Below are 24,144 nucleotides of genomic sequence, written 5' to 3' on the forward strand. Positions count from 1 at the left end.
TTACGCTTCGTCCTTAAAGATGATGTGCCACTCGTCACGTTTCGCGAGCATGTCGGCCGCTAATTTTTTTGCGCCCTCAAAGTCGTGGTGGTTGGCACTTCCGCATTGGATCGGGTTTTGCGCCGGCAACTCTTCCGCAGCGACCGCATCACGCAACGTCGCTTCGACGAGGCTGAGCATCGCTTCGTAGTCTCCATCGTTCAACATCGTCCAGTAAAAACCAGTCTGGCAACCCATCGGCGAGACGTCGACGATTTGCTCCGAGTGACTGCGGCTATTTTCAGCGATCAAGTGTTCGAGCGAGTGGACGGCCCGCATCGGCATGAGTCCCTCGTTCGGTTGGATGAAACGAATGTCGTATTTATAGATCGTATCGGCCGTCCCTTTTTTCACACCCGCTAAACGGACGTAAGGCGCTTGTACTTTAGTATGGTCCAAATTAAAACTTTCGACTTTATAACTTTTCATGATTGAGTTCCTCCAGATTGTTTCGTAGCCACGACGAGCCAGACGAATTTATTTTTTTGTGTCAGCGAGACCGTATAGCCGTTCGCTTCGAGCATTGCTTGGATCGTTTGCGTGTACGGATAAAACTCACGGTTCAAGTCTTCGATTAAATCGTCGTAACCGTTCCCGCTCGCCCAGTCGAGAATGTCTCGCTTCGCCTTTTGCGAGGCGAACATCGTGTCGAGTAAGACGAATCGCGGTGAATCGAGCTGCTCGACGTAACCTTGAATCGCTGTCCGTTTCTCTTCATCCGTCAGATGGTGAAATGCGTATGACGACACGATCGTATCTATCTGCTCTGTCGTCGGATAGTTTAAAAAGTCACCGTCGATAATATCAATCTCAAGTTTTTCGGCGGCGACAGCCCGCATCTCCGGTGACGGTTCGACCGCAACCAGCTCGTGACGTTCTAAAATCTTCATACTTAAGTTCCCGGTCCCGACTCCGAACTCCATGACCTTCCCTTCGAGATGATCCACGACCTCGCTCAACATCTCCTCATAACCTGCGAACACTTCTTTATATTGCTCGTCATGTCCGGCCACGGTCGTGTCGTATTGCGTTGCCCATTCCTTAAAAATGTCCATGAACTGTAATCCCATTGCTCCACCCCACCGCTTTATTCCGACTATGTCGATAAGTTTTATATGTTTTATCTATTCAGACCATACCAATTTTCCAAAAAAATCTCAAGCGAATTGTTCGGATCATTTTATTCGAGGGCATATCACGCCCCAATTTTGAAACTTGAGTTGAACGCGTGAATTTAGACCTAGCTGTTTTAGTAAAAGATAGGCCGAAAGTAATTGTCAGAATTTTTAAACTTGTTCAAATTCATTACCCTTTATTTCGAAAAAACCAAGGATTATCAGTTCGAATTAGGCTATCATTTTCCATAAATACATATACTTCTCAATTAAACGATTGGAGGATTTTCAAATTGCCAAAACTTAAATTTTATGTAAACGTCTCCCTGGCGACATGCCTGGCGTTGACACCTGGGCTGCTCGGACTCGGAACAGATCCGGTACTTGCCAAACGATCCGTTACGCCGAACGCTGAGATTGCCGACAAGCAAGAAAAATTGCGTGTCGTCGTCGAACTCGTCGGTGCACCTGCCATCGAACAAGCAAAAAAGAAAGGGAAAAAATTCAATGAATTGACGAAGGCCGAGAAAGACAATGCTCACGGGCTCGTCAAAGCCGAACAGAAAAAAGCGAAAGCCGCCATCTCAAAAAAAGGTGTGAAAGCAGAAACGATTGAAGAGTTCACGACCGTCTTCAACGGATTCAGTACGTTGCTCTCGGCTACAGACGTCCAGAAAGTTGAAGCGTTGCCTGAAGTCGCTCACGTCCATGTCGTCAATGAATACGAGCGTCCCGAGGTCAAACCGGATATGGTAACGAGTAACGGCATGGTCCAATCGCAACAGACATGGGGCGACTATGGGTATACCGGCGAAGGAACGATCGTCGCCGTCATCGATACGGGTGTCGATGCAGACCATCGCGACTTCCGCTTAACCGATGATACAAAAGCAGAGCTCACGCAAGGTGAGGTCGAGTCGGCAGTCAGTGAGTTCGGTTTGCCGGGAGCCTACATAAACGAGAAAGTTCCTTACGCTTATAACTATTACGACGAGAACGATGATATTCGCGATGATTCCCCTGGCGCCTCGATGCACGGGATGCACGTATCGGGTACGGTCGCGGCCAACGGGGATGAGGCGACTGGAGGTTTGAAAGGTGTCGCTCCAGAATCGCAAGTACTCGGTCTCAAAGTATTCAGCAACGACCCGAACTACGCCTCGACGTACGGCGATATCTATATTAAAGCGATCGACGATGCCATCAAACTCGGCGCCGACGTCATCAATATGAGTCTCGGATCGACGGCCGGTTTCGTCGATGCCGACTCACCCGAGCAACAAGCGGTACAGCGTGCTGTCGATAACGGTGTCTTCATGTCGATCTCAGCTGGTAACTCGGCGTACTTCGGAAACGGATACGATCTCCCTTATGCGAACAATCCGGATACCGGCGTCGTCGGCGCTCCGAGCGTGAGCTCGGCCTCGACTTCAGTCGCCTCACTCGAGAACGACCAAATCCAATTGGACGCTTTCTCGATTCAATCCGGTGACAAGACAGATAAAATCGGATGGAAGAAACAAGATGGCCCAGCTTTCACGAACGGGGACTATGAACTCGTCCATGTCGGTGACGGACAGCCTGGTCAATACGTCGGGAAAGACTTGAAAGGGAAGATCGTCTTCGCGGTGCGTGACGGCGCCTATTTCTACTCGAACATTCAAAAGACAGCCGAAGCGAACGGGGCTGCCGGTGTCATCGTCCGCGGTGCCGTCGGTCATGGTGATTACGTCAGTATGGCGCTAGCGAACCCACAAATCCCGATGGCGTCACTCAGCATTAAAGACGGAAATGAGCTTCAACAGCGACTCGTTGCCGGTGAACAAATGAACATTAAATTCGCAGGTGACCGCATTAGCGTCGCTAACCGTGCAGCCGGTTCACTGTCTAACTTTACTTCGTGGGGCGTGACGCCAAACCTCGATTTCAAACCTGAAATCTCGGCGCCAGGCGGACAAATCTTCTCGACGTTGAATGACGATCAATACGGATTGATGAGCGGAACGTCGATGGCTGCACCACACGTCGCAGGAGGCGCCGCCCTCGTGCTCGAACGTGTCGATCGCGAGTTCGCTTTAAGCGGTACGGCTCGGGTAACAATGGCGAAGAATTTGTTGATCAACACCTCGAAAGCCGTGACTGATATCGGTCCATACAACCAACAGTTGAATCAGAACCTCCCATACACGCCGCGTCGGGGAGGAGCCGGTTTGATGCAATTGCACGCGGCCGTCTCAACGCCAGCCGTCGCCTATGAAAAGACAACAAAAGAAGCAAAAGTTGCCTTAAAAGAACTCAACCGAAGCAAGGCGACGTTCACGCTTGTTGTCGAGAACTTATCCGACAAAGTCGTGTCATACGATGTTTCGTCTTCACTTCAGACCGACCTCGCCATCGAACGGACGGCCGGGACGATTCAAAATGCGATGGAGGCCCAACCACTCCAAAACGCCAGCGTGACGATCAACGGGAAGAAAGCAAATACGGTCAAACTGAAAGCGAAGCAAACAGTCGAACTCAAAATCGCGCTCGACGTCTCGAAAGCGCAGGTTCTCAATCCAAAGACGCTGAGCGGTCTCGTCTCGGCCAAAGACGTATTTGAAAACGGCTATTTCGTCGACGGTTTCGTGCGCTTGACCGATGTGAACGGGGCAGAAGGCAATCCAGGACTTGTCGTACCGTTCGTCGGTTTCGAAGGCGACTGGGGCAAAGCACCAATCTTCGACGCTTCCATCTATGAATCAGGATCGTTCTATCAGACGGCTGGAATGGTCGATCAGACAGGGAATTATTTGGGCATGAACCTAGATGAGTCGTTCACGTCCAACGCAATCGCGTTCTCTCCTGACGGGGACAACGTAAAAGATGTGGCGACACCGGTCTTCTCGCTCCTTCGTAACGCCAAAGACGTCAAATATCGCATCGTCGACGAGTCAGGCGATGTCGTCCGCACGCTCCGGCAAGATGACGAGTTGCGTAAAAACTACTTCGATGGCGGACGCAATACACCTTACTACTACTCAGCCGACTACAAATGGGACGGACAATTGAACGGTAACCCGGCCCCGGCCGGCAAGTACTTCTATGAGATCGAAGCGAGCATCGATTACATGAAAAAAGAGGCACAGACGCTCCGCTTCCCGGTTAAAGTCGACTATACAGATCCGACGTTCTCGGCGAAGTGGCAAGATGACAGTTTGTCCGTAAAAGCGAACGACGACTTCTCTGGTATCCATTCTGTCGAATACTTCTTGAACGGTAAGTCTGTCGCCAAACTTGCAAACGGGTCGGCCAGTCATGCCTTCACGTCGCCACTTAGTGAGACCGATGAAGTCAGCGTCCGCGTCACCGACCATGCCGGAAATAGCACGACCAAAACAGTCGCCTATTCGACGGATTCAGAAAAACCTGGCGTCTTCTTGGACGCGCCGCTCGCTTTGTCACCTTACGCGACGTCAATCGTCCCCATCAAAGGATCGATTCAAGACGCATCAAACATCAACTCATTCCAAGTCGATGGGATTGATGTCCCGCTCACATGGAATGAAACAACGAAACGGTATGACTTCAGTACGAATCGGACATTTATAGATGGCGTGCACAAACTCCGCTTCGTCGCTGAGGATGCGGCTGGAAACGTCGCCAACTTCCAACGGACGATTTTCGTCGATGCGACACCAGCCGTCATCGAGATTGGGAAACTACCGAAACAAATCGGGAAAAAACAAACTGCGGTCAACGTCAACGTGACTGTCAAAGATAATTTTGATGAAGTGAAGCTCCTCGTGAACGGTGATTTGAAATTCAGCCAGGCACTAAAAGCACCTTACGAGATGCGCGCTTTCTCAAGAACTGAAAAAGTCACGCTTCCTGTGACGTCAGGAGAGAATACGTTCACGTTCGAAGCGGTCGACCTCGCCGGTAACGTGACGACGAAGACGATCACGTTGTTCAAAAAATAATCGGTCATGAAGAAGAGCCCTCGCCTAGATGAGGGCTCTTGTCATGTGGTCATTAAACATAAAATCAGCTCCCGCAGTTTGCGGGAGCTGATTTCGTGTTCAATTCAATTCAAGCGCATACGACAACGCCGCTAACGCATAGAGCGGAGCCGTCTCGGTGCGCAAAATCCGGGGACCGAACGCACACGGGCGCGCGCCTTGATTCGTCCAGGCGTCAATCTCCTGCTCGTCAAATCCGCCTTCAGGACCGACGATCAGCAGGAGACGCTGTCCGCGCTCAAGCGCTTTGAAGACAGCCGCGAGCGCCGCTTGTTCACCTTGCTTCGCCGACTCTTCATAAGCGATGACGACCGCATCGTAATTAGAAAAGTCGTCTAACAGGTCACGCGACGAGACGTACGCGCACGTCGGGACGACGGCCCGGTACGACTGTTCGGCCGCTTCTTGCATGATCTTCTGCAAGCGGTCGACTTTCTTCGGGGCTTTTTTAGCGTCCCATTTCGCGACCGATCGTTTCGACTCGAACAACTTCAAATGATGCAACCCGAGCTCGGTCGCTTTTTGAGCGACGAGCTCGACTTTATCACCTTTCGGCAGTGCGTAGGCGAGCGTCACATCAACGGGCAGTTCAGTCGTCGCCTGCCGCGCTTCGAGTACTTTTGCCGTCCCCGATTTTTTTTCGAGCGCAATCACCTCACAGACGTACTCGACACCTGTACCGTCTAACAACACCATCTGATAACCCGGTCCCGCCCGCAACACCGTCCCGATATGATGGACGACGTCTTGCGGCAATGCGACCGTGTCTGTTTTAAACGCATCACGTTGTAAGAAATAGCGTTGCATGGCTTACCCCTTCTTCGCGATGATGGCGACCCAGTCTTCCATGACTCGCGTCTCTTCGATCGAGAATCCAGCCGCCTTGAGCGCTGCCGTCACTTCATCTCGTTTTTGGCCGATGATGCCCGACGTGATGAAATAGCCGCCTGGTTTGACGCGCACGTAAGCATCGTCAACGAACAGCATGATGACGTCAGCTAAAATGTTGGCGACGATCAAGTCATACTCACCGCTCATCCCTTTCAACAAATCACCCGTCTTGACGTCGACGACGTCCAGAACGCCGTTCGTCTCGACGTTTTGGCGGGCCGATTCGACCGCGACCGCATCCAAATCGAGCGCCTCGACTCGTTCCGCGCCAAGCTTCGCCGCCGCGATGGCAAGTACGCCTGAGCCCGTCCCGACATCGATCAAGCGGTCACCCGGTTGGATATAGTTCTCGATCGCTTGAATGCATAGCATCGTCGTCGGGTGCGTCCCGGTCCCGAACGCCATACCCGGGTCGAGCAAGATCACGTTCTCTTCCGGTTGTGGCACGTATTCTTCCCACAGCGGCACGATCGTGAGATGTTGCGAGATCTTGACCGGTTTATAGTACTGCTTCCACGAGTGGGCCCAGTCCTCCTCATCCATCTCGAGCGCCGTCACGGTACCAGCGCCGACTTCAAAGATATTGCGCAGCCGTTCAATTTCTTTTTTCAGTGTCGAGAGCGTGTCCGGTAGGTCGCCTGAGACAGGAACGTACGCTTTCACGTGAACACCCGACGTTGGATACGTATCGCGGCCGGATTCGTCCCAAATCTCTCCGAAATGATCTTCTGCCATCATCCGGTCGTAGTCTTCGACATCCTCGATGACGACACCTTGTGCCCCCACTTCATGTAGTAAATTTGATACGGCTTCGACTGCCTGCTGTGTCGTGTGGACACAAATTTCAGACCATTTCATCGCTTGTACACGCTCCTTTTACTGGCTAAAAAACTTTTTCATCTTTTGGAAGAGGCCGTGCTGTTCTTCCACGCCCGCTTCTCCGCTGATCTCTTCAAACTCGCGGAGCAATTCTTTTTGACGATCTGTCATGTTCGTCGGTGTCATGATGACGATATTGACGTACTGGTCGCCGTTGCCGCCGCCGCGAACGCTCGGCATCCCTTTTCCACGCAAACGGAATTTCGATCCGGTCTGTGTTCCGGCTGGCACTTTCAAGCTGACCTTGCCGTGCACGGTCGGGACTTCGAGTTCGGCGCCGAGTGCTGCTTGCGCGAACGTGACCGGCATCTCCATCGAGATGTGCTGGTCGACACGCTCGAAGATTTCGTGCGCCCGAACGCGAACGACGATGTAAAGATCGCCGGCCGGGCCACCGTTAGCGCCAGGACCACCTTTGCCGGACATGCGGATCTGTTGGCCGTTATCGATACCGGCAGGAATTTTGACTTCGACTTGCTGTGTCTTCTTGACGTGACCAGAGCCATGGCACGTCGTACATTTCTCTTTGATCGTCTTGCCTGTTCCATGACATTGGCTACACGTCCGCTGATTGACCATGCGACCGAGCACCGTGTTCTGTTCGACCGTTTCGACACCGCTACCGCCACAACGGCCGCACGTCTCTGGTTTCGTACCCGGCTTGGCACCGCTACCCATACACGTGTCACATTCGACTTCGATCTCAAGGTCGATCGTTTCCGTCTTACCGGTCACGCTCTCCATGAAGTCGAGGTCGACGACGTATTGATAATCTTCTCCGCGTCGCGGTGCGTTCGGGTCTTGACGACGTCCGCCGCCGCCGAAGAACATGTCGAAGATGTCGCCGAATCCACCTTGGAAGTCACCGCCGCCTCCGAATTGGCTCGCTCCTTCAAATCCGAAGCGGTCATATTGAGCCCGTTTCTGCTCGTCTGACAGCACTTCATACGCCTCACCGAGCTCTTTAAATTTATCGGCCGCATCCGGCTCTTGGTTGATGTCTGGATGATATTCCCGTGCCAATTTGCGATAGGCCCGTTTGATGTCTTGCGCCGAGGCCGATTTGTCTAGGCCAAGCACTTCATAATAATCTCGTTTCGCCACGTTACTCTCTCCTCTTTACTGTTTCAAGTTCGATTTTACCGATTCTACCTTAACATGGAAAGAGCCAAAGCAGAAACCTGCTTTGGCGCCATCCAATCTATCGGTTGCCTTATTTACGATCGTCGAGATCTTCAAACTCCGCGTCGACGACGTTATCGTCTTTCGCTTCTGTTTGTGTCTCAGCGCCTTCAGCACCTTGCTGTTCAGCCATGTTCGCATATACTTTTTGCGTCAATTCTTGTACGACTTCAGATAGCTCATCTTTCGCCGTACGGATTGCTTCGAGGTCTGTACCTTCAAGTGCTGATTTTGCTTTTTCTTTCGCTGCTTCGGCTTTGTCTTTATCCGTTGCGTCGACTTTATCTCCAAGGTCTTTGATTGCCTTGTCCGTCGCGAAGACGAGTTGGTCCGTTTCGTTACGGAGCTCTGCTTCTTCTTTACGCTGTTTGTCTGCTTCCGCGTTCGCTTCCGCTTCTTTCACCATGCGCTCGATTTCAGCCTCGTCGATACCTGAAGACGACTGGATCGTGATCGACTGCTCTTTGTTCGTACCGAGGTCTTTCGCCGATACGTGAACGATTCCGTTCGCATCGATGTCGAACTTGACTTCGACTTGTGGTACACCGCGTGGTGCCGGCGGGATGTCCGTCAATTGGAAACGACCGAGCGTCTTGTTGTCAGGCGCCATCGGGCGTTCCCCTTGCAAGACGTGGATGTCAACGGCTGGCTGGTTGTCTGCCGCTGTCGAGAACACTTGTGATTTCGATGTCGGAATCGTCGTGTTGCGATCGATCAACTTCGTCATCACGCCACCCATCGTCTCGATACCGAGCGAAAGCGGAGTCACGTCGAGAAGGACGACGTCTTTCACGTCACCGGCAAGGACACCACCTTGGATCGCTGCGCCGAGGGCAACGACTTCGTCCGGGTTAACGCCTTTGAACGGCTCTTTCTTCGTGAAATCGTGAATCGCTTTTTGGACCGCAGGGATACGGGTCGAACCACCGACGAGAATGATCTTGTCGAGGTCAGACGGCGTGAGGCCTGAGTCTTTCAACGCGCGGCGAGTCGGTTCCATCGTGCGCTCGACGAGGTCTGCTGTCAATTCATCGAATTTCGCACGTGTGAGTGTTGTTTCGAGGTGAAGCGGGCCAGCTGCTCCTGCTGTGATGAACGGGAGGCTGATGTGCGCGCTTGTCACGCCTGAAAGGTCTTTCTTCGCTTTCTCGGCCGCATCTTTCAAGCGTTGGAGCGCCATCTTGTCTTGCGCGAGGTCGATACCGTTCTCTTTTTTGAATTCAGATACGAGGTAATCGATGACTTTTTGGTCAAAGTCGTCTCCACCGAGTCGGTTGTCCCCTGCTGTCGCGACGACTTCAAACACGCCGTCTCCAAGCTCAAGAATCGAGACGTCGAACGTACCGCCACCGAGGTCATAGATCAAGATCGTGTGGTCTTCACCTTTGTCGAGGCCGTAAGCGAGCGCCGCTGCCGTCGGCTCGTTGATGATCCGTTTGACATCGAGACCGGCAATTTTCCCGGCGTCTTTCGTCGCTTGACGCTCAGCGTCGTTAAAGTAGGCAGGAACGGTGATGACCGCTTCAGTTACTGACTCACCAAGATAGTCCTCTGCATCTTTTTTAAGTTTTTGCAAAATGATGGCCGAAATTTCTTGTGGCGTGAATTTTTTACCGTCGACTTCGACCGTATGTGACGTTCCCATATGACGCTTGATCGATTGGATCGTGTTCGGGTTCGTGATCGCTTGACGCTTCGCGACTTCACCGACTTGACGCTCTTCCCCTTTGAATGCGACGACAGACGGTGTCGTACGGTTCCCTTCTGCGTTTGAGATGACGACCGCTTCGCCACCTTCCATAACTGCTACACAAGAGTTCGTTGTTCCTAAGTCAATTCCGATAATTTTAGCCATTGTCTATTCCTCCATCTAGTTAAGTAATTTTATTCCGAAACTTTTACCATGCTTGGACGAATGACGCGTCCGTGCAACGTGTACCCTTTTTGAAGCTCCATCGTTACAATCCCAGAATCGAACTCATCGCTCGGTTCTTGCATGACCGCTTGGTGATAATTCGGGTCGAACGGCTGACCGACCGCTTCGATCACTTCAACGTTCTCGGCGTTTAACACGTCGAGCAATTGACGGTGGATCATATCGACGCCCGCTTGAATCTGTTTAGCGTCATCCGATGACGCTTCGACTTGAAGCGCACGCTCAAAGTTATCGATGAGCGGAATCAATTTCTCGATGACGGCTTGCGAAGCGAACTTGACGCGTTTCGCGTTCTCTTCGTTCGTTCGGCGGCGGAAGTTGTCAAAATCAGCACGAATCCGAAGCTCGCTCGCTTTGAGCGCTTCGATTTCTTGTTGCAAATCTGGTCCCTCAGAACTTTCTTCCACTATTTCAGCATTTGAAACCTCGTCAGCGTCCGCAGTCTCTGACTGCAACGCGTCGAAATCTTTCTCTTCGAGCACTTCTTCTTCTTGGTCTGGCCCGTTTTGATTTTCAGTAGTCATATTGAGGCTCCTTTCGTTCACTCTTCTAGTTTCGTTCGCCTTAACGCTTCAATGATTTGTCCCATCATCCGCACCCCGTGCCGATAATCCATCCGGGTCGGACCGATCATCGCGATCGTCCCGAACGTCTTGCCGTCTAGCGTATAGTCCGAGGTGATGACGCTACAATTTTGAAGCGCAAGGATCCCATTCTCGCTCCCAATGCTCACATAAATCTCGCGATTTGGCAACGATTCGAGCCAGTCGGTCAACCGTTCTTGCTCGTCGATCCACTCTAGGAACGGACGTAACGTATCGAGCGTTTGAAACTCGGGTTGGTTGAAGATGTTTTTCTTCCCACCAAGATACAGCGAGGTCGGATGATGTACCCCGACGGTCGCTTGAATGAGTTGCATCATCGACTCATATTGTTGTTGATGAGCGAGGCGAAGGTTTGACACTTCTTCTCCGATACGGAACTTCAGTTGACCGAGCGGAGTTCCTTTTAGACGATCGTTTAAAAATCGGATTGTTTGTTCGACCAGATCCGGCGCCATCGGCGATTCGAACACGACCGTTCGATGTTCGACGTGCCCTTGATCCGTTACGATCAAGACGACACCGCGCCGTTCATCGAGCGGCATCAAATCGATCCGTGCCAGCCGGTTCATCTGACTGCTCGGGCCGAGCGCTACCGTCGTATAATTGGTCAAATCAGAGAGTAGGTCAGCGGCTTGACGAATGAGGACTTCTGACTCTTGGGCGGACGCTCGCAAGCGTTCCCCGAGCCGATATGTTTCCCGCTCGTCGATGAGTTTCGTCTCGACAAGGTGATCGACGTAATAACGATACCCGACTTCAGACGGGATTCGTCCTGCTGAAGTGTGCGGTTTTTCGATCAAGCCCATGTCTTCTAAATCCGCCATGTCGTTTCGGATCGTCGCCGAACTGAACGACAAGTCATCCCGTTTCGAAAGCGTCCGTGAACCGACGGGCTGGGCTGTCTGAATGTAATCATCAATGATCGCTCGTAAAATAAGCAATTGTCTCTCTGTCAGCACAACATCACTCCTCTCTGAAGGATTGGCCTCACTTTTATTAGCACTCATATTTACTGAGTGCTAATCACACTTCAAATATTATCATGTTCTCCTTATTTGTCAATTCAAATGCATCATTTTTTCCATCGATTGAAAGTCATTCGAAATGCATCTTCCGCGCACTTTCGGTATGATACGAATTGAGGTGATCATATGTTTACAACTAAACAATTTAACGTGTTTACGCAAGACGGGCTCGACGCCCGCATGTCAGGTATTCGCGCGGACATTCAACCGCTGTTCCATCGCATCTATGACGAGGTCGGTCCGCAGCTTGAAGCCGACGTCGGCATCCCGCTCTATCTCCACGTCGCCAAGCACGCCCGTCGGACGGTCAATCCGCCGAAAGATACGTGGATGGCGATCTGTCACGATAAACGTGGCTATAAGAAACATCCGCATTTCCAAGTCGGTCTGTTCGACGACCGTGTCTTCGTCTGGCTTGCCTTCATCTATGAGATGCCGAACAAAGATGCAATCGGCAAACGACTCATGACAATCGATTTTAAACATGAATTTCCCGACTTCCATCTTGCCGGCGATCATATGAAAAAAGAGGCGTTCTTGATCGAAGAGACGTCTTCTGCGTCAATCGATGCCATCGTCGAGCGCTTCGCGACCGTTAAAAAAGCCGACTTCTTGATTGGTCGTCAACTTTCGGCCGATGCCTCGATCCTCCAAAACGAAGCGGCGTTCCTCGCCCTCGTCGAGGATACGTTCGGACGGCTCATGCCGATCTACCGCGAGCTCGTTCTCTAACTAAAACAGGCGAATCCGATGTCGGATTCGCCTGTTTTTACGTTGTCACATCATTTAATCGTGCCTCACCGATGAATGCCGCGAACGCCTCGTTGGCGAGCGGGAGTCCCGACTCGGTCAACCGGACGTGCGTGTCCGTCGTTTCAATCAACTGTTTCGCTTTCAGTTCGGTCAAGACGTGCCCGAACACCGACTCCATCGAGACACCGTACTTCGCTTCGAACGTCTCGAACGACACACCGCTGCGCATCCGGAGTCCGAGAAACAACTCTTCTTCCATCCGCTCGAACGTCTCGAGTGTCGTCGTACTTCGAACCGGTAAACCTTCCGCCTTGATATAGTGCGGGATCGGCGCGACGTTCGCCCGGCGCTCGCCGTTCAAGTAACTGTGAGCCCCGGCTCCGAAGCCAAAATACTCCTCGTTCCGCCAATACACTTGGTTGTGACGGCTCTCCCGTCCCTCGACACTGTAGTTCGAGATCTCGTACTGCTTGAGCCCACGGCGTTCGAGCGTCTCCATGACTTTCAAGTACATGGCGACTTCGATGTCCTCACCCGGCAGACGAAGCTTGCCCTTGCGGTCTTGGATCGCGAAGACGGTGTGCGGTTCGAGGATCAAGGAATAGGACGAGACGTGTTGGATCGGCAGTTTGAATGCCAAGTCGAGGTCCCGTTCGATCTGTTCGAGCGTCTGCTCCGGTAGTCCGAACATGAGGTCGATCGAGATGTTGTCGAACCGTTTCGCCGCCTCCGTTACCGTCGCGAACACGTCATCCGCCCGATGCGTCCGCCCGATCCGTTCAAGCCCGCCGTCGTCGAACGTCTGGACGCCGAAACTGACGCGGTTGACACCGCCTCGTTTCATCGTATCGAGCTTTTCCGCGCTCACAAAGTTCGGATTCGCCTCGACCGAGTATTCTATATTCTTTGTAGCGAGCGGGAGCAAGTGCCGCTCGACCATGCCCATGAGACGTTTCATCTGCACCTCATCGAGCGCGGTCGGCGTTCCTCCGCCGATAAAGATCGTCTCGATCTCATCTGTCGGATATTGTTCAAGCGATAGGACGATCTCTCGTTCTAACGCATCTAAATAGTCATCAACTGGTTGGTTCTTTAAGAACACCTTGTTGAAATCGCAGTAATAACAAATATGTTCACAAAATGGAATGTGAAGATATACGGCTTTAGCCATGGCGGCCACCCCTTTCTTCTCCTTCCATTTATAACGCTTTTTACGTCTTCACGCCACTGTCTGCATTCAATCGAAACGATGGATGAACAATCCGCTCTTCAGTTTCGGATCGAACCAAGTCGATTTCGGTGGCATCTGTCCGGATTCATCGGCGACCTGCATCAACTCTCCCATCGCCGTGGCGTGACATGTCAACACGACGACATCCGGTCGTTCGGCCAACCGTTCTAGTTGTTCGACGGCGTCTGAGCCGCCGACGAAGTCAATCCGTTTATCGGTCCGGACATCGTCCACTCCGAAGTACGGTTCGAGAATATCCCGTTGTAGCGTGGCGACGTCGAGAGCCGCGGTCGACTGTCGTTTCGTCAACTCATACTGTTTGCCGCGGTAAGACAATCCGAACGAACCGCGCGCTTGCGGAACGACGAGGCCGTCAGTCGACACCACTTCGTACGAGAACGAAATCCCGTCCAATAAAGCCGCGACTTCTTCAGGCGTAACATCGGTCAACAGGCGATGGTACGGCAAGATCGTCAACTCGTCGCTCGGGAAGAGCACACCTAAAAAGTGATCGCGCTCTAGTTTCGATTCACCTTCAGGCAGTTCTCGCGCCGCGACGACAGCCGCCGCTTTGGCCCGATGATGTCCGTCGGCGATATAGATGGACGGAATCGTCGCCCCGATCATAATGACACGCGCCTGGTCTTTCGACGGCACCGCATAGCCTTCGTGCAAGACACCTTGATTGTCCGTGAAGGAAAATAGAGGTCGTTCGTTCGTGGCGGCTTCAAGGATACGCCGTAACGCCTCGTCCGGCTCATGGCTCAGTAAAATCGGTCCGGTGTGCGCTTTCGTCGCCGCCACATGTTCGACGCGTTCCCGCTCTTTCACTTCTCGTGTATGTTCATGGATCTTGATTCGGCCCGCCTCATAATCCGCGACCGAAAACGTCGCTACGAGACCGGTTTGACGCCGCCCTTGATTCGTCAGCCGATACACGTAAAAGCCGTTTGCCTGTTCCGTCAGTTCAGTCGCGTACAACCGTTCCAACTCGGCCCTCGCACGTCGTCCCCACGCTTCGAGCGACAGATCAGCGGCAAACAGTTCCGGCTTATCGACCGAGAGAAATGAGTTCGGACGTCGCTCGACGTCTCCTCGTGCCTGTTCGACGTTCACGACGTCGTACGGGTCAGCCGCCACAGCTTCAGGGTAGGTCGGCATATACGGTTTAAACGGTTTAAATATGACCATATTGATCCCTCCTTAAAATTCACGGACGCGCATGACGCCCTCGATGTCGTACAAAGCATGCACGGACAGTTCTTCTTGTTTATGGTTATCGATGTCGATCATCGTATAGGCCACATCGTTCCGGCTACGATTCACCATGTTATCGATGTTGATCCCGTTCTCGGCGAGCCGGCTCGCAATTTGACCGACCATGTTCGGGACGTTCAAGTGCAGCACCGCCAAGCGTCGCTTGCCGACATAAGGAAGTTCAGTGTCCGGGAAGTTAGCGGAATTCCGGATGTTTCCGGTCTCTAAATACAGTTTCAGCGTATCGACGGCTTGAATCGCGCAATTCACTTCGGATTCTCGTGTCGAAGCCCCAAGATGCGGAAAAGCGACGACTTGAGGATGGCCGAGTAACGCCTGTTGCGGGAAGTCTGTAATGTACGTCGCCACTTTATCTTGCAACGCCTCAATCAAATCAGCGTCGTTCACGAGCTCGCCACGGGCGAAGTTCAATAACGTCACTCCTGGCTTCATCCGTTTGAACCAACTAGCGTCGATCAAGTTGCGTGTGTCGTCCGTGAGCGGCATATGGATCGAGAGCAAATCGACGTCTCTAAGCAAGTCGTCCAAGTGCTTGGCTCGTTTTACTTGCTTCGATACGTTCCACGCCCCATCGACCGATAAATGCGGGTCGTACCCGACGACGTCGACACCGAGCTGGAGCAGGTCGTTCGCGAGCGACGCCCCGATCGCACCGAGGCCGACGATGCCGACCTTCTTCCCTCGTAATTCAGAGCCGACGAAACGGCGCTTCTCGTCTTCCATCGCTCGCTCAAGTAACGCTTGGCTTGGGAACGTTTGCTCGTTGACCCAACGCGCGCCTTCAAGGATCGGCCGGACCGATAAAAGCATGCTCGCGAGTACGAGTTCTTTGACCGCGTTCGCGTTTGCCCCTGGTGTATGGAACACGACGACCCCTTGACGCGCCAAGCGCTCAAGCGGGATGTTGTTCACCCCAGCCCCGGCCCGGGCGATCGCGAGCAAGTACGGGGGAATCTCGGCGTCGTGTACGTCATGGCTCCGAATGACCCAGGCATCGGCCTGCTCCACTGCGTTGACGGCGTATTCTCTCGGCTCAAAACGCTCTAGCCCGGCTGATGCGATTTGATTATATGTTTTGATGTGGAACATCGTATCCCTCCTGTTCAAATGCTTGCATCACTTCGACTAGACGTACGACCCCTTCGAGCGGCATCGCATTGTAAAAACTGGCCCGCAGCCCTCCGACCGAGCGGTGGCCACCAAGTTCGATCAATCCACGTTCCTCGGCAAACTGTTGAAACGCTTGATCCGTCTCGTCCCGTCCCGTCGTGAACGGAATATTCGTCAATGAACGGATATCTCCTGTGACGAGCGACCGGAACAACGTTGAGCCGTCTAAATAAGCATACAATCGCGCGCTCTTCTCACGGTTGCGCCGTTCCATCTCGGCGACGCCACCCGTCCGTTCAACCCAGGCGAGAACCCGTTCGGCGACATACATGCTAAACGTCGCCGGTGTGTTCAAAACGGTGTCGGTGTGACGGGCGTAGTTCAAATAACTTGGCAAATCACGGTCGACAATCAAGTCGCGACGAATGATGACGACGCTTAACCCGGCCGGTCCGATATTTTTTTGGGCGCCTGCGTACAGCAGACCATAGCGGCTCACGTCGATCGATTCTGCCAAAATATTGGAGGACACGTCCGCGACGAGCGGGATGCCTGTATCCGGAAGCATCGTATAACGTGTCCCTTCGATTGTATTGTTCAGCGTCAAATGGAGATAATCGGCGGTCTCGCCATCCCCTTTATAGTCAGGCAGTTCCCGATAATTCGAACTCGCCGAACTGCCGACGACTGAGACGTCCCCATAGTGGCGGGCATCAGCGATCGCTTTTTTCGACCACGTGCCACTGTCGAGATAAGCGAAACGCCCTGTCGTACGCAAGTTCATCGGAATCATCGAGAACTGGAGCGTCGCCCCGCCTTGCAGCCAAAGGACGGCGTAATCGTCTGAGATGTCCATCAACCTCCGCAGCCTCGCTTCGAGCGCCTCGGTAATCGCAATGAAGCGCTCCGAACGGTGGCTCATCTCGACGATTGAGACACCCGTTTTTTGATAAGACAGAAACTCGTCTTGCACTTCTTGTAGTACCGATTTTGGCAAAACGCTCGGCCCTGCCGAAAAATTATAGACGGTCACCGCTACTCCTCCTCTATTTTTCTGTAAGTGGGTACTATTCCGTACCGGACGTCACGAATCCTGCCAAATGAAAAAAATCGCCCTTATCAACGGATAAGGGCGACTACTCATTCTTCGTCCATCGATAAGACGGACATGAACGCTTCTTGCGGCACTTCGACGGATCCAACCATCTTCATGCGCTTTTTACCTTCTTTTTGTTTCTCGAGAAGTTTACGTTTCCGCGAGATGTCGCCGCCGTAACATTTGGCAAGGACGTTTTTACGCAACGCCTTGATCGTCGACCGGGCGACAATTTTCGTACTGACCGCTGCTTGGATCGGCACTTCGAACTGCATCCGTGGGATGAGCGCCTTTAACTTTTCAACGATGACTTTCCCACGTTCGTAGGCAAAGTCGCGGTGAACGATAAAGCTGAGCGCATCGACGAGCTCGTTGTTGAGGAGAATATCCATCTTGACGAGGCGTGACGGACGATACCCGATCAAATCATAGTCAAGTGAGGCATAGCCTTTCGTACTTGATTTCAATTGATCAAAGAAGTCGTAGACGATTTCACTGAGCGGAATATCGTACGTGATTTTAACACGGGTCGTATCAATATATTCCATATCAATAAAACTGCCGCGTTTCTTCTGACAAAGTTCCATGATCGAGCCGACGTAATCGTTCGGTGTCATGATCGCCGCTTTGACGTATGGCTCTTCGATCAATTCAACTTTTTGTTGCTCAGGCATCTTCGACGGGTTATCGACGTGGATGACGTCTCCTGACGTCGTCGTGACGTGATAGATAACCGACGGTGCCGTCGTGATCAAGTCGATTCCAAACTCGCGCTCGATCCGCTCTTGAATGATTTCCATATGAAGCATGCCGAGGAATCCGCTACGGAAACCAAATCCGAGCGCTTGTGACGTCTCGGGCTCGAACTCGAGTGCCGCATCAGATAACTGGAGCCGCTCAAGCGCTTCACGCAAATCGTTATACTTCGCCGCATCAATCGGATAAAGACCGCAGTATACCATCGGGTTCATCTTACGGTAACCAGGAAGTTGCTCGGTCGATGGGTTTTTAGCGAGCGTGATCGTATCACCGACACGAACGTCGCCAACCGTTTTAATCGATGCCGAGAGCGTACCAACGTCTCCGACATTCAACTCTTTCACAGATAACGGTTTAGGTGTCGAGACACCGAGATCCGTCACTTCGAACGATTTACCGGTCGACATCATTTGGACTTTATCCCCGACTTTGACCGAACCGTTGACGACTCGTATCGAGGCGACGACGCCACGATACGCATCGTAGTACGAGTCGAAGATCAAAGCCTGAAGCGGTGCTGACGGATCTCCCGTCGGCGGCGGCACAAGCTCTACGATCTGTTCAAGAATTTCTTCAATCCCGATTCCTGCCTTGGCAGAAGCTGGCACCGCATCACTGGCGTCCAGTCCGATCACGTCCTCAATCTCTTGACGGACGCGTTCGACGTCAGCCGACGGTAAGTCGATCTTGTTGATGACCGGGATGATCTCGAGGTCGTTGTCGAGTGCGAGGTAGACGTTTGCGAGCGTCTGCGCCTCGATCCCTTGGGCGGCATCAACGACGAGGACCGCACCTTCACACGCCGCGAGTGAGCGCGAGACTTCATACGTGAAGTCGACGTGTCCAGGCGTGTCGATCAAATGAAGGATGTACTCAACTCCATCTTTTGCGGTATAGTTCAATTTAACAGCGTTCAATTTGATTGTGATGCCACGTTCCCGTTCGAGATCCATCGCGTCAAGCGTCTGTTCTTTCATTTCACGCGCCGTAAGCGCACCAGTTCTCTCGAGAATCCGGTCAGCTAGCGTCGACTTACCATGATCGATGTGGGCGATGATGGAAAAGTTGCGAATCTTCTTCTGACGGTTCTCTAATTCTTGTTTATTCATATATGGGTTCACCTATCCTTCTCATGCATACCGTGTCATTATATCAAAATCCTAAGTTAATGTGTACGACCTACTACAACAATACCACATATAGTTTTCAGAATAATCATCAAGTGGTTGCTTTTCGAATAACCGTTTGCTACAATTGTGCTTGTTCTGTTGAATGATTACTTGAAGTAATGAGAACATACACTTTCTTGTTTCAGGAGGTGAAATAACATGGCAAATATCAAATCAGCAATCAAACGTGCAAAAACTTCTGAAAAACGTCGCGTCGCTAACTCGCAAGAGAAAGCAGCAATGCGTACAGCAGTAAAACGTGTCGATACTCTCGTCGTCGAAGGAAACAAAGAAGCAGCTCAAGAAGCTTTCGTCCTCGCTACGAAGAAAATCGACAAAGCTGCAGCAAAAGGTCTCATCCACCAAAACAAAGCAGGTCGTGACAAATCACGTCTCGCAGCTCGTATCGCAGCTCTCTAATTAGAGAACAAACGAAACAGCCGCCTCCGTTCAGGAGCCGGCTGTTTTTTTGTATAGCATGACGTAATGTGTCCCGATGCCTTCGATTTCGAACGGATCCCCGATGATGACGAGGCCGTTGCGTTCGTAAAACCGGACCGCGACTTCGCGAGCGTTACACCACCAAGAAGCGTTCAGTTCACGATGGACCGCCTGTAAGAAACGAGATCCGACGCCCGTCCCGGCGACGTCCGGATCGGTGGCCATGCCGCGCAGTTGAAACGAAACTCGCTCGCCAGACAGCTCACGGTCTTGTCGTATCACCGTCGCAATCGATAAGATATGCCCGTTTTCAGCCCAGGCGTAGTGACAGGTCGTCTCAGCGTCATCCCCGTCAAAATAACACGTCTCGACCGGGAGACCCGGCCTTAATACGAGGTGTCTGAGCGGGATCACTTCTTCAAGCAACACTTGCTGCAACATACAACCACCTCACAGTAATGTTAATTGACAGACGAGCGTGTCAAACACGATCTGTTTGTCGCCCCGTCCTGTCTTCATCGCTTCGTCCGCATCGGCGATGAGCGTGAGCGCCTTGGCGAGCTGCGCCTCTGAAAAGTTACGGCTCGCTTGCGTCGCCAGTTTCACCGTATAAGGGTGGGCGCCAATTTTTGAGGCGATTTGCTTCTCGCCGTACCCTTTCTCGGTCAACTGCTTGGCGAGGTACATATTTCGATATTGACGAGCGAGCAGTGCCAAGAGACCGATCAGTTCTTGGCCTTGTTTTTCTAAATCACGGACGAGGCGCAGCGCCAAATCGGCCCGTCGGCCCACCAAATACTCGGACAGTTGGAACACGTTGTCCTCTAGCGTCCGAGGCACGAGATCGTTGACGATTTCAAGCGGGATGTTGGCTCCGTCGCCAGCATAGAGCTGGAGCTTCTCCAGTTCCCGGACGAGCTTGCCCCAGTCGTCTTGACAAAGGAATAGCAAGCGTTCGACCGTCGTACGCTCCATCGACTGCCTGCGCCGGTTCAGCTCGTCATTGACGTAGCGCATGAGCTCGCTTTGGCTCGGCTTCTTCGCCTCGAGGACGATGGCTCGCTCTTTCAAGCGCTTGACGACTTTCTTCCGTTCATCGAGTTTTTCCGCTTCAACGATGAAGACGAGCACCGAGTAAGGCGCCGGCTGCAACACGTACTCGGTCAACCGCTCGAGATTTTGCTTTTGCTTTTCTTTGGCGCCGGTTAAAAATTGGGCCTGTTTGACGATGACGGTGCGGTAGTCACTAAAGAACGGTACCGTTTCAGCTTCGTCTAACGCCGTATCAAGTGACGTTTCATGTAAATCGAGCTGCATGACGTCAAATTTGTCGCCGGACGGACTGGCCGCCTTGACGATTTCTCGTTCCCACGTCTCGAGTAAGTACTTCTCTGTCCCATACAGGACGTATACGTTCGACAACTTGCCGTTGTGCAACCACGGTTCATTCAACACACACACCACTTTCACAATTTATTCTTATCTAAAACATAGATTATCCTTCGTTGATTCGCTATACTTAGGAAGGAAACATTTTAAGGAGGGACTCACTATGCATATTAACTCGGTTCGCCCGCAAAGCGAAAACCCGTTTGAGAACGACGTGCAGTGCAAACGTAACGATGCCATCGATTCAGCAATCGGCTTCATCGTCCCGTTCGGCTTTTTCGTCACAATTTTCGCAATCGGTGTTCTCATCAAATTCTTAAGTCTTTAAGTCGTAAAGCGATTGCCCCGGGGGAGCAATCGCTTTTTAGTTTATCATAGTTTTCATGGCCTGACTGCCCTTCTCACGCTCCCGAAACACCCTCCCCGCTCACAGACGACCATCCCGTCCTCATCCGTCCGCAGCAACCGCCTTCCCTGAATACGGGCGAGCGTGTCTGGGTGCGGATGACCGTATCGGTTGTTGGCGCCGACGCTGACGACCACAAATTCTGGATCCACTCGAGCGATCAAGTCAGCACCGGAAGACGTTTCGGCCCCGTGATGGCCTAGTTTGAACACATCGACGTCGACAGTCGGGATCAACCGCTCGTTCGCCTCCGGTAAGTCACCCGTCAATAAATAGGACAAGTTTCCGACTTTCATAAAAACCGACACTGAATTCGCATTCTCGTCCTCACCCGCATCAACCGGTGTGACGACCCACATCCATGGATAAGGCCGCTCTCCTGCTTCTAACAACCGCACGTTCACGTCATACGGTTCGAGCTCGTCAACTAACGCCCGCCGCTTCGTTTCATCGGCCACTTCCGCCGCAATCCACACTTCCTCGACCGGAATCAGATCAAGCACGCCCGTCAGCCCACCGATATGGTCATGGTCGGCATGCGTCAGCAAAATGAAATCAAGTCGGGTCTCGCCTCGTTTCCATATGTAAGGGACGACGACATCGGCACCCGGGTCGAACGTCGACCGTTTCTGCTCGTCCGAATGTTGAAACACGCCGCCGACATCGATGACACCGGTGATACCGGCTTGCTCAACGACGATGGCGTCCCCTTGCCCGACGTCTAAAAACGTCACCCGTGGCTCCTCCGACCATTCTAACCAGACGTGCAGCGCAAGCAGCGAAACTGCCGCAAAAATCCATCCGACCGAACGTCTCTTATCTAACAGAATCAATCCGATCCCGAGCAAAACGAACAAATAGACCGCATGCCAAAATGTGATGTCGTGCAACGGGACCCACGGACGATACGTATGATGCATCTGAAACATCCCGTTCAACCCGTCGAGAACCGGATAGAGCGACGGTTCGAACGACGGCATCACATAAGCGACGAGCGCGAGCGGAAGAATCGCCCAGGAAATCAACAATCCGGCAATCACGTTGTACACCGGAGCAAAGATTGAGATGACCGGCTGGACTTGCCATAAAAAAATCAAGCCGAACCATTGGGCGTAAAGCGCTACGCTGAACAGATTAGTCCACATCGACCGCGTCAAAAGCAAAAACAAGGTCATGCCGACGGTCAACTGAAATCCGAGATTCCATAGCAAGTACGGTTGAACGGCTAACAGGACGGCTGCACACCAACTGAGCATACGAACCGGGTCGCGAATCGTCTGACCGCATAGCGACAAGACGAGCACGACGTCAGCGACAAGCACGGCTCGTGCCACCGGCGGCGAAAACCCGGTCAGCCAACCGAACGCGGTCACGCAGACGATCACGAGGCCAAGTTTCGTCTCCCGATGAAGCGGCAACGGACGAAACACCCATCTGAGCGCAAACACGAGCAAGGCGATGTGGGACCCGGAAATGACGAGCAAATGAAGCAGACCCGTCACGCGATAGGAGAACGATGTCTCCTCGTCGAGCAGACGGCTCTCGCCAAACAGTAACGCCTCCATGTAAAGCGCCACGTCCGGACGGTGCGACGCTTCGATCCGTTCGAGCTGACGTTCTTTCCAGCGCAGCATGCGCCCATTTAATCCGTCACTCGGTCGACACCGCTCGACATGGACATCCTTCCCTTTAAAAGACAATCCAGCCCCGTGCGCCCATTTCGCCTCGTCAAAACCTCCCGTATTTCGAAGCGGTGAAAAAGGGACTGGTTCGAACGTGACGAGACACGTCTCACCCGGACGCCCGAGCTCGACTTCGCGCCCGATCAAGACCCCAGACATCCCGTTCGATTCACCATAGAGTCGAACCGAGTGACCGTTGTCGCGTCGGCTCTCGATGGCGAAGACTGAGTCCCCGGCTTCATGTACCTCTTGTACCGACGGAGTAGAACTTTGTAACAGGACTAGGAAAACGAGTGAGATCGCACCGACATGTGTGTAGATCGCTTGCCGACGCCACGTCAGGAACAAGGCTAGCCCGAACAAGAGCACGACACCAAAAGCCCCGGACTTCCAAGCAATGAATAGACCAATCGGGATCAATGGATAGATCGGCATATCACGGGACCAACAAATAGCCTTCCATGCTCTCGAGCGTTTTCTCACCGAACCCTTTGACGTTCCCGAGCTCGTCGTACGATTTAAATGGACCGTTTTCTTTCAAATAGTTCAAAATAGCGTCCGCTTTGGCCGGACCGATCCCGGGGACGGTCATCAACTCTTCTTTCGTCGCACTGTTGACGTGAATGCCGTTCGTCGTATCGGTTTCCGGGACTGCAACGGCCTCTCCTTGTTTCGGTACCGTGATTTTCGTGCCGTCTACGAGCAATTGGGCTAAATTCAGCTGTTCAGGGTCAGCTTCGTCCGTCAACACGGCGAGAGACAAGACGTCCCCGACTCTAGCCCCTTGCGGCATCGTATACGTGTCGGGCGCTTTGACCGCTCCCGTGACGTAGACGACAACTTCTGTCACCGGGACAGCCTCTGCTTTTTCCACCGTCGTAAACTCCTCGACCATCGTCGTTTCCGGCTCTTTCGAATAGAACATATAGCCGACACTGACAAACAAGATGACGAGCAACGCGACGACATACCGTTTCCACTTCTCCATATCGTTCCCCCCACATAAACGAATGTCTCTTCATTAGTATGCGAGAAATAGCCGGCTCACGCTCAAGTCCTAGTTGCTAGATGCGGTCGCAATGATTGAGCGGTCACCCACGGATCGATGACGTATCGGAACGCAAAAAAGAGACAAGCCGAAACTTGTCTCTTTGCTC

21 protein-coding genes are annotated in these 24,144 nt (G+C 52.6%); 4 read left to right on the top strand and 17 right to left on the bottom strand.

The genetic code is table 11. The features are described from left to right. Both EVJ28_RS01890 and EVJ28_RS01895 read right to left on the bottom strand, forming a co-directional pair. The gene (locus EVJ28_RS01890; RefSeq protein ID WP_016508081.1) at nt 1-468 is read right to left on the bottom strand and encodes an S-ribosylhomocysteine lyase; all 468 of its coding nucleotides are present in this window, start codon (nt 466-468) and stop codon (nt 1-3) included. Further along, the gene (locus EVJ28_RS01895; protein ID WP_131469708.1) at nt 465-1,109 is read right to left on the bottom strand and encodes a class I SAM-dependent methyltransferase; all 645 of its coding nucleotides are present in this window, start codon (nt 1,107-1,109) and stop codon (nt 465-467) included. The genes EVJ28_RS01890 and EVJ28_RS01895 overlap by 4 nt, the downstream gene beginning before the upstream one ends. Nucleotides 1,110-1,447: 338 nt before the next feature. Between EVJ28_RS01895 and EVJ28_RS01900 the strand changes: the two genes are divergently transcribed. Further along, nucleotides 1,448-5,116 (top strand): S8 family serine peptidase, encoded by a 3,669-nt coding sequence (locus tag EVJ28_RS01900; RefSeq protein WP_131487884.1) that lies wholly within the window; start codon nt 1,448-1,450, stop codon nt 5,114-5,116. Nucleotides 5,117-5,215: 99 nt separating this feature from the next. On the opposite strand, the gene EVJ28_RS01905 is transcribed toward EVJ28_RS01900, so the two are convergent. The 6 genes from EVJ28_RS01905 to hrcA form a co-directional block, all read right to left on the bottom strand. Next, entirely contained in the window at nt 5,216-5,962 is a 747-nt protein-coding gene (locus EVJ28_RS01905) for a 16S rRNA (uracil(1498)-N(3))-methyltransferase (protein ID WP_131457986.1), read from the bottom strand. 3 nt (nt 5,963-5,965) lie between these two features. Then, nucleotides 5,966-6,904 (bottom strand): 50S ribosomal protein L11 methyltransferase, encoded by a 939-nt coding sequence (gene prmA, locus EVJ28_RS01910; protein ID WP_070326982.1) that lies wholly within the window; start codon nt 6,902-6,904, stop codon nt 5,966-5,968. Between the two features lie 18 nt (nt 6,905-6,922). After that, nucleotides 6,923-8,029, bottom strand: coding sequence for a molecular chaperone DnaJ (gene dnaJ, locus EVJ28_RS01915; RefSeq protein WP_131439963.1), 1,107 nt, complete (start codon nt 8,027-8,029; stop codon nt 6,923-6,925). 109 nt (nt 8,030-8,138) lie between these two features. Next, entirely contained in the window at nt 8,139-9,962 is a 1,824-nt protein-coding gene (gene dnaK, locus EVJ28_RS01920) for a molecular chaperone DnaK (protein ID WP_071397788.1), read from the bottom strand. Nucleotides 9,963-9,991: 29 nt separating this feature from the next. Next, entirely contained in the window at nt 9,992-10,567 is a 576-nt protein-coding gene (gene grpE, locus EVJ28_RS01925; protein WP_131487886.1) for a nucleotide exchange factor GrpE, read from the bottom strand. A 17-nt stretch (nt 10,568-10,584) separates the two neighbouring features. Next, the gene (gene hrcA, locus EVJ28_RS01930; RefSeq protein ID WP_131457984.1) at nt 10,585-11,607 is read right to left on the bottom strand and encodes a heat-inducible transcriptional repressor HrcA; all 1,023 of its coding nucleotides are present in this window, start codon (nt 11,605-11,607) and stop codon (nt 10,585-10,587) included. A gap of 192 nt (nt 11,608-11,799) precedes the next feature. On the opposite strand from hrcA, the gene EVJ28_RS01935 reads away from it, so the two are divergent. Beyond that, on the top strand, nt 11,800-12,405 hold the full coding sequence (locus EVJ28_RS01935) for a DUF1054 domain-containing protein (protein ID WP_131457983.1): 606 nt from the start codon (nt 11,800-11,802) through the stop codon (nt 12,403-12,405). 37 nt (nt 12,406-12,442) lie between these two features. On the opposite strand, the gene hemW is transcribed toward EVJ28_RS01935, so the two are convergent. The 5 genes from hemW to lepA form a co-directional block, all read right to left on the bottom strand. Next, nucleotides 12,443-13,597 carry a radical SAM family heme chaperone HemW gene (gene hemW, locus EVJ28_RS01940; RefSeq protein WP_131487888.1) on the bottom strand — a complete coding sequence of 385 codons (1,155 nt, stop codon included), beginning with the start codon at nt 13,595-13,597 and terminating at the stop codon, nt 12,443-12,445. Between the two features lie 66 nt (nt 13,598-13,663). Beyond that, nucleotides 13,664-14,848, bottom strand: coding sequence for a DUF1015 domain-containing protein (locus EVJ28_RS01945; RefSeq protein ID WP_131487890.1), 1,185 nt, complete (start codon nt 14,846-14,848; stop codon nt 13,664-13,666). A gap of 12 nt (nt 14,849-14,860) precedes the next feature. Then, complete coding sequence (locus EVJ28_RS01950) at nt 14,861-16,024, bottom strand: phosphoglycerate dehydrogenase (RefSeq protein ID WP_070326974.1); 1,164 nt, start codon at nt 16,022-16,024, stop codon at nt 14,861-14,863. After that, nucleotides 16,002-17,078 carry a 3-phosphoserine/phosphohydroxythreonine transaminase gene (gene serC / locus EVJ28_RS01955; RefSeq protein WP_131487892.1) on the bottom strand — a complete coding sequence of 359 codons (1,077 nt, stop codon included), beginning with the start codon at nt 17,076-17,078 and terminating at the stop codon, nt 16,002-16,004. Before serC ends, EVJ28_RS01950 begins: the two co-directional genes overlap by 23 nt. A gap of 107 nt (nt 17,079-17,185) precedes the next feature. Beyond that, the gene (gene lepA, locus EVJ28_RS01960) at nt 17,186-19,009 is read right to left on the bottom strand and encodes a translation elongation factor 4 (protein WP_070326972.1); all 1,824 of its coding nucleotides are present in this window, start codon (nt 19,007-19,009) and stop codon (nt 17,186-17,188) included. A 219-nt stretch (nt 19,010-19,228) separates the two neighbouring features. On the opposite strand from lepA, the gene rpsT reads away from it, so the two are divergent. Continuing rightward, nucleotides 19,229-19,489 (top strand): 30S ribosomal protein S20, encoded by a 261-nt coding sequence (rpsT, locus tag EVJ28_RS01965; RefSeq protein ID WP_034778152.1) that lies wholly within the window; start codon nt 19,229-19,231, stop codon nt 19,487-19,489. A 30-nt stretch (nt 19,490-19,519) separates the two neighbouring features. Here rpsT and EVJ28_RS01970 read toward each other — a convergent pair whose 3' ends face one another. Together EVJ28_RS01970 and holA are read right to left on the bottom strand one after the other, a co-directional pair. Further along, complete coding sequence (locus tag EVJ28_RS01970; RefSeq protein WP_131487894.1) at nt 19,520-19,951, bottom strand: GNAT family N-acetyltransferase; 432 nt, start codon at nt 19,949-19,951, stop codon at nt 19,520-19,522. A gap of 9 nt (nt 19,952-19,960) precedes the next feature. After that, nucleotides 19,961-20,965 carry a DNA polymerase III subunit delta gene (gene holA, locus EVJ28_RS01975; RefSeq protein WP_083273932.1) on the bottom strand — a complete coding sequence of 335 codons (1,005 nt, stop codon included), beginning with the start codon at nt 20,963-20,965 and terminating at the stop codon, nt 19,961-19,963. A 97-nt stretch (nt 20,966-21,062) separates the two neighbouring features. On the opposite strand from holA, the gene EVJ28_RS01980 reads away from it, so the two are divergent. After that, on the top strand, nt 21,063-21,227 hold the full coding sequence (locus EVJ28_RS01980) for a YqzM family protein (RefSeq protein WP_070326969.1): 165 nt from the start codon (nt 21,063-21,065) through the stop codon (nt 21,225-21,227). A gap of 53 nt (nt 21,228-21,280) precedes the next feature. On the opposite strand, the gene EVJ28_RS01985 is transcribed toward EVJ28_RS01980, so the two are convergent. Together EVJ28_RS01985 and EVJ28_RS01990 are read right to left on the bottom strand one after the other, a co-directional pair. Then, nucleotides 21,281-23,422: a DNA internalization-related competence protein ComEC/Rec2 gene (locus EVJ28_RS01985; RefSeq protein WP_131487896.1), complete on the bottom strand. Its 2,142-nt coding sequence runs from the start codon at nt 23,420-23,422 to the stop codon at nt 21,281-21,283. Between the two features lies 1 nt (nt 23,423). Further along, a complete protein-coding gene (locus EVJ28_RS01990) occupies nt 23,424-23,975 on the bottom strand; it encodes a helix-hairpin-helix domain-containing protein (protein ID WP_131469721.1) in 552 nt (183 codons plus the stop codon). Nucleotides 23,976-24,144 lie beyond the last annotated feature (169 nt).

Origin of the sequence: Exiguobacterium sp. SH3S3 (assembly GCF_004337115.1) — a bacterium.
Lineage (GTDB): Bacteria > Bacillota > Bacilli > Exiguobacteriales > Exiguobacteriaceae > Exiguobacterium > Exiguobacterium aurantiacum_A.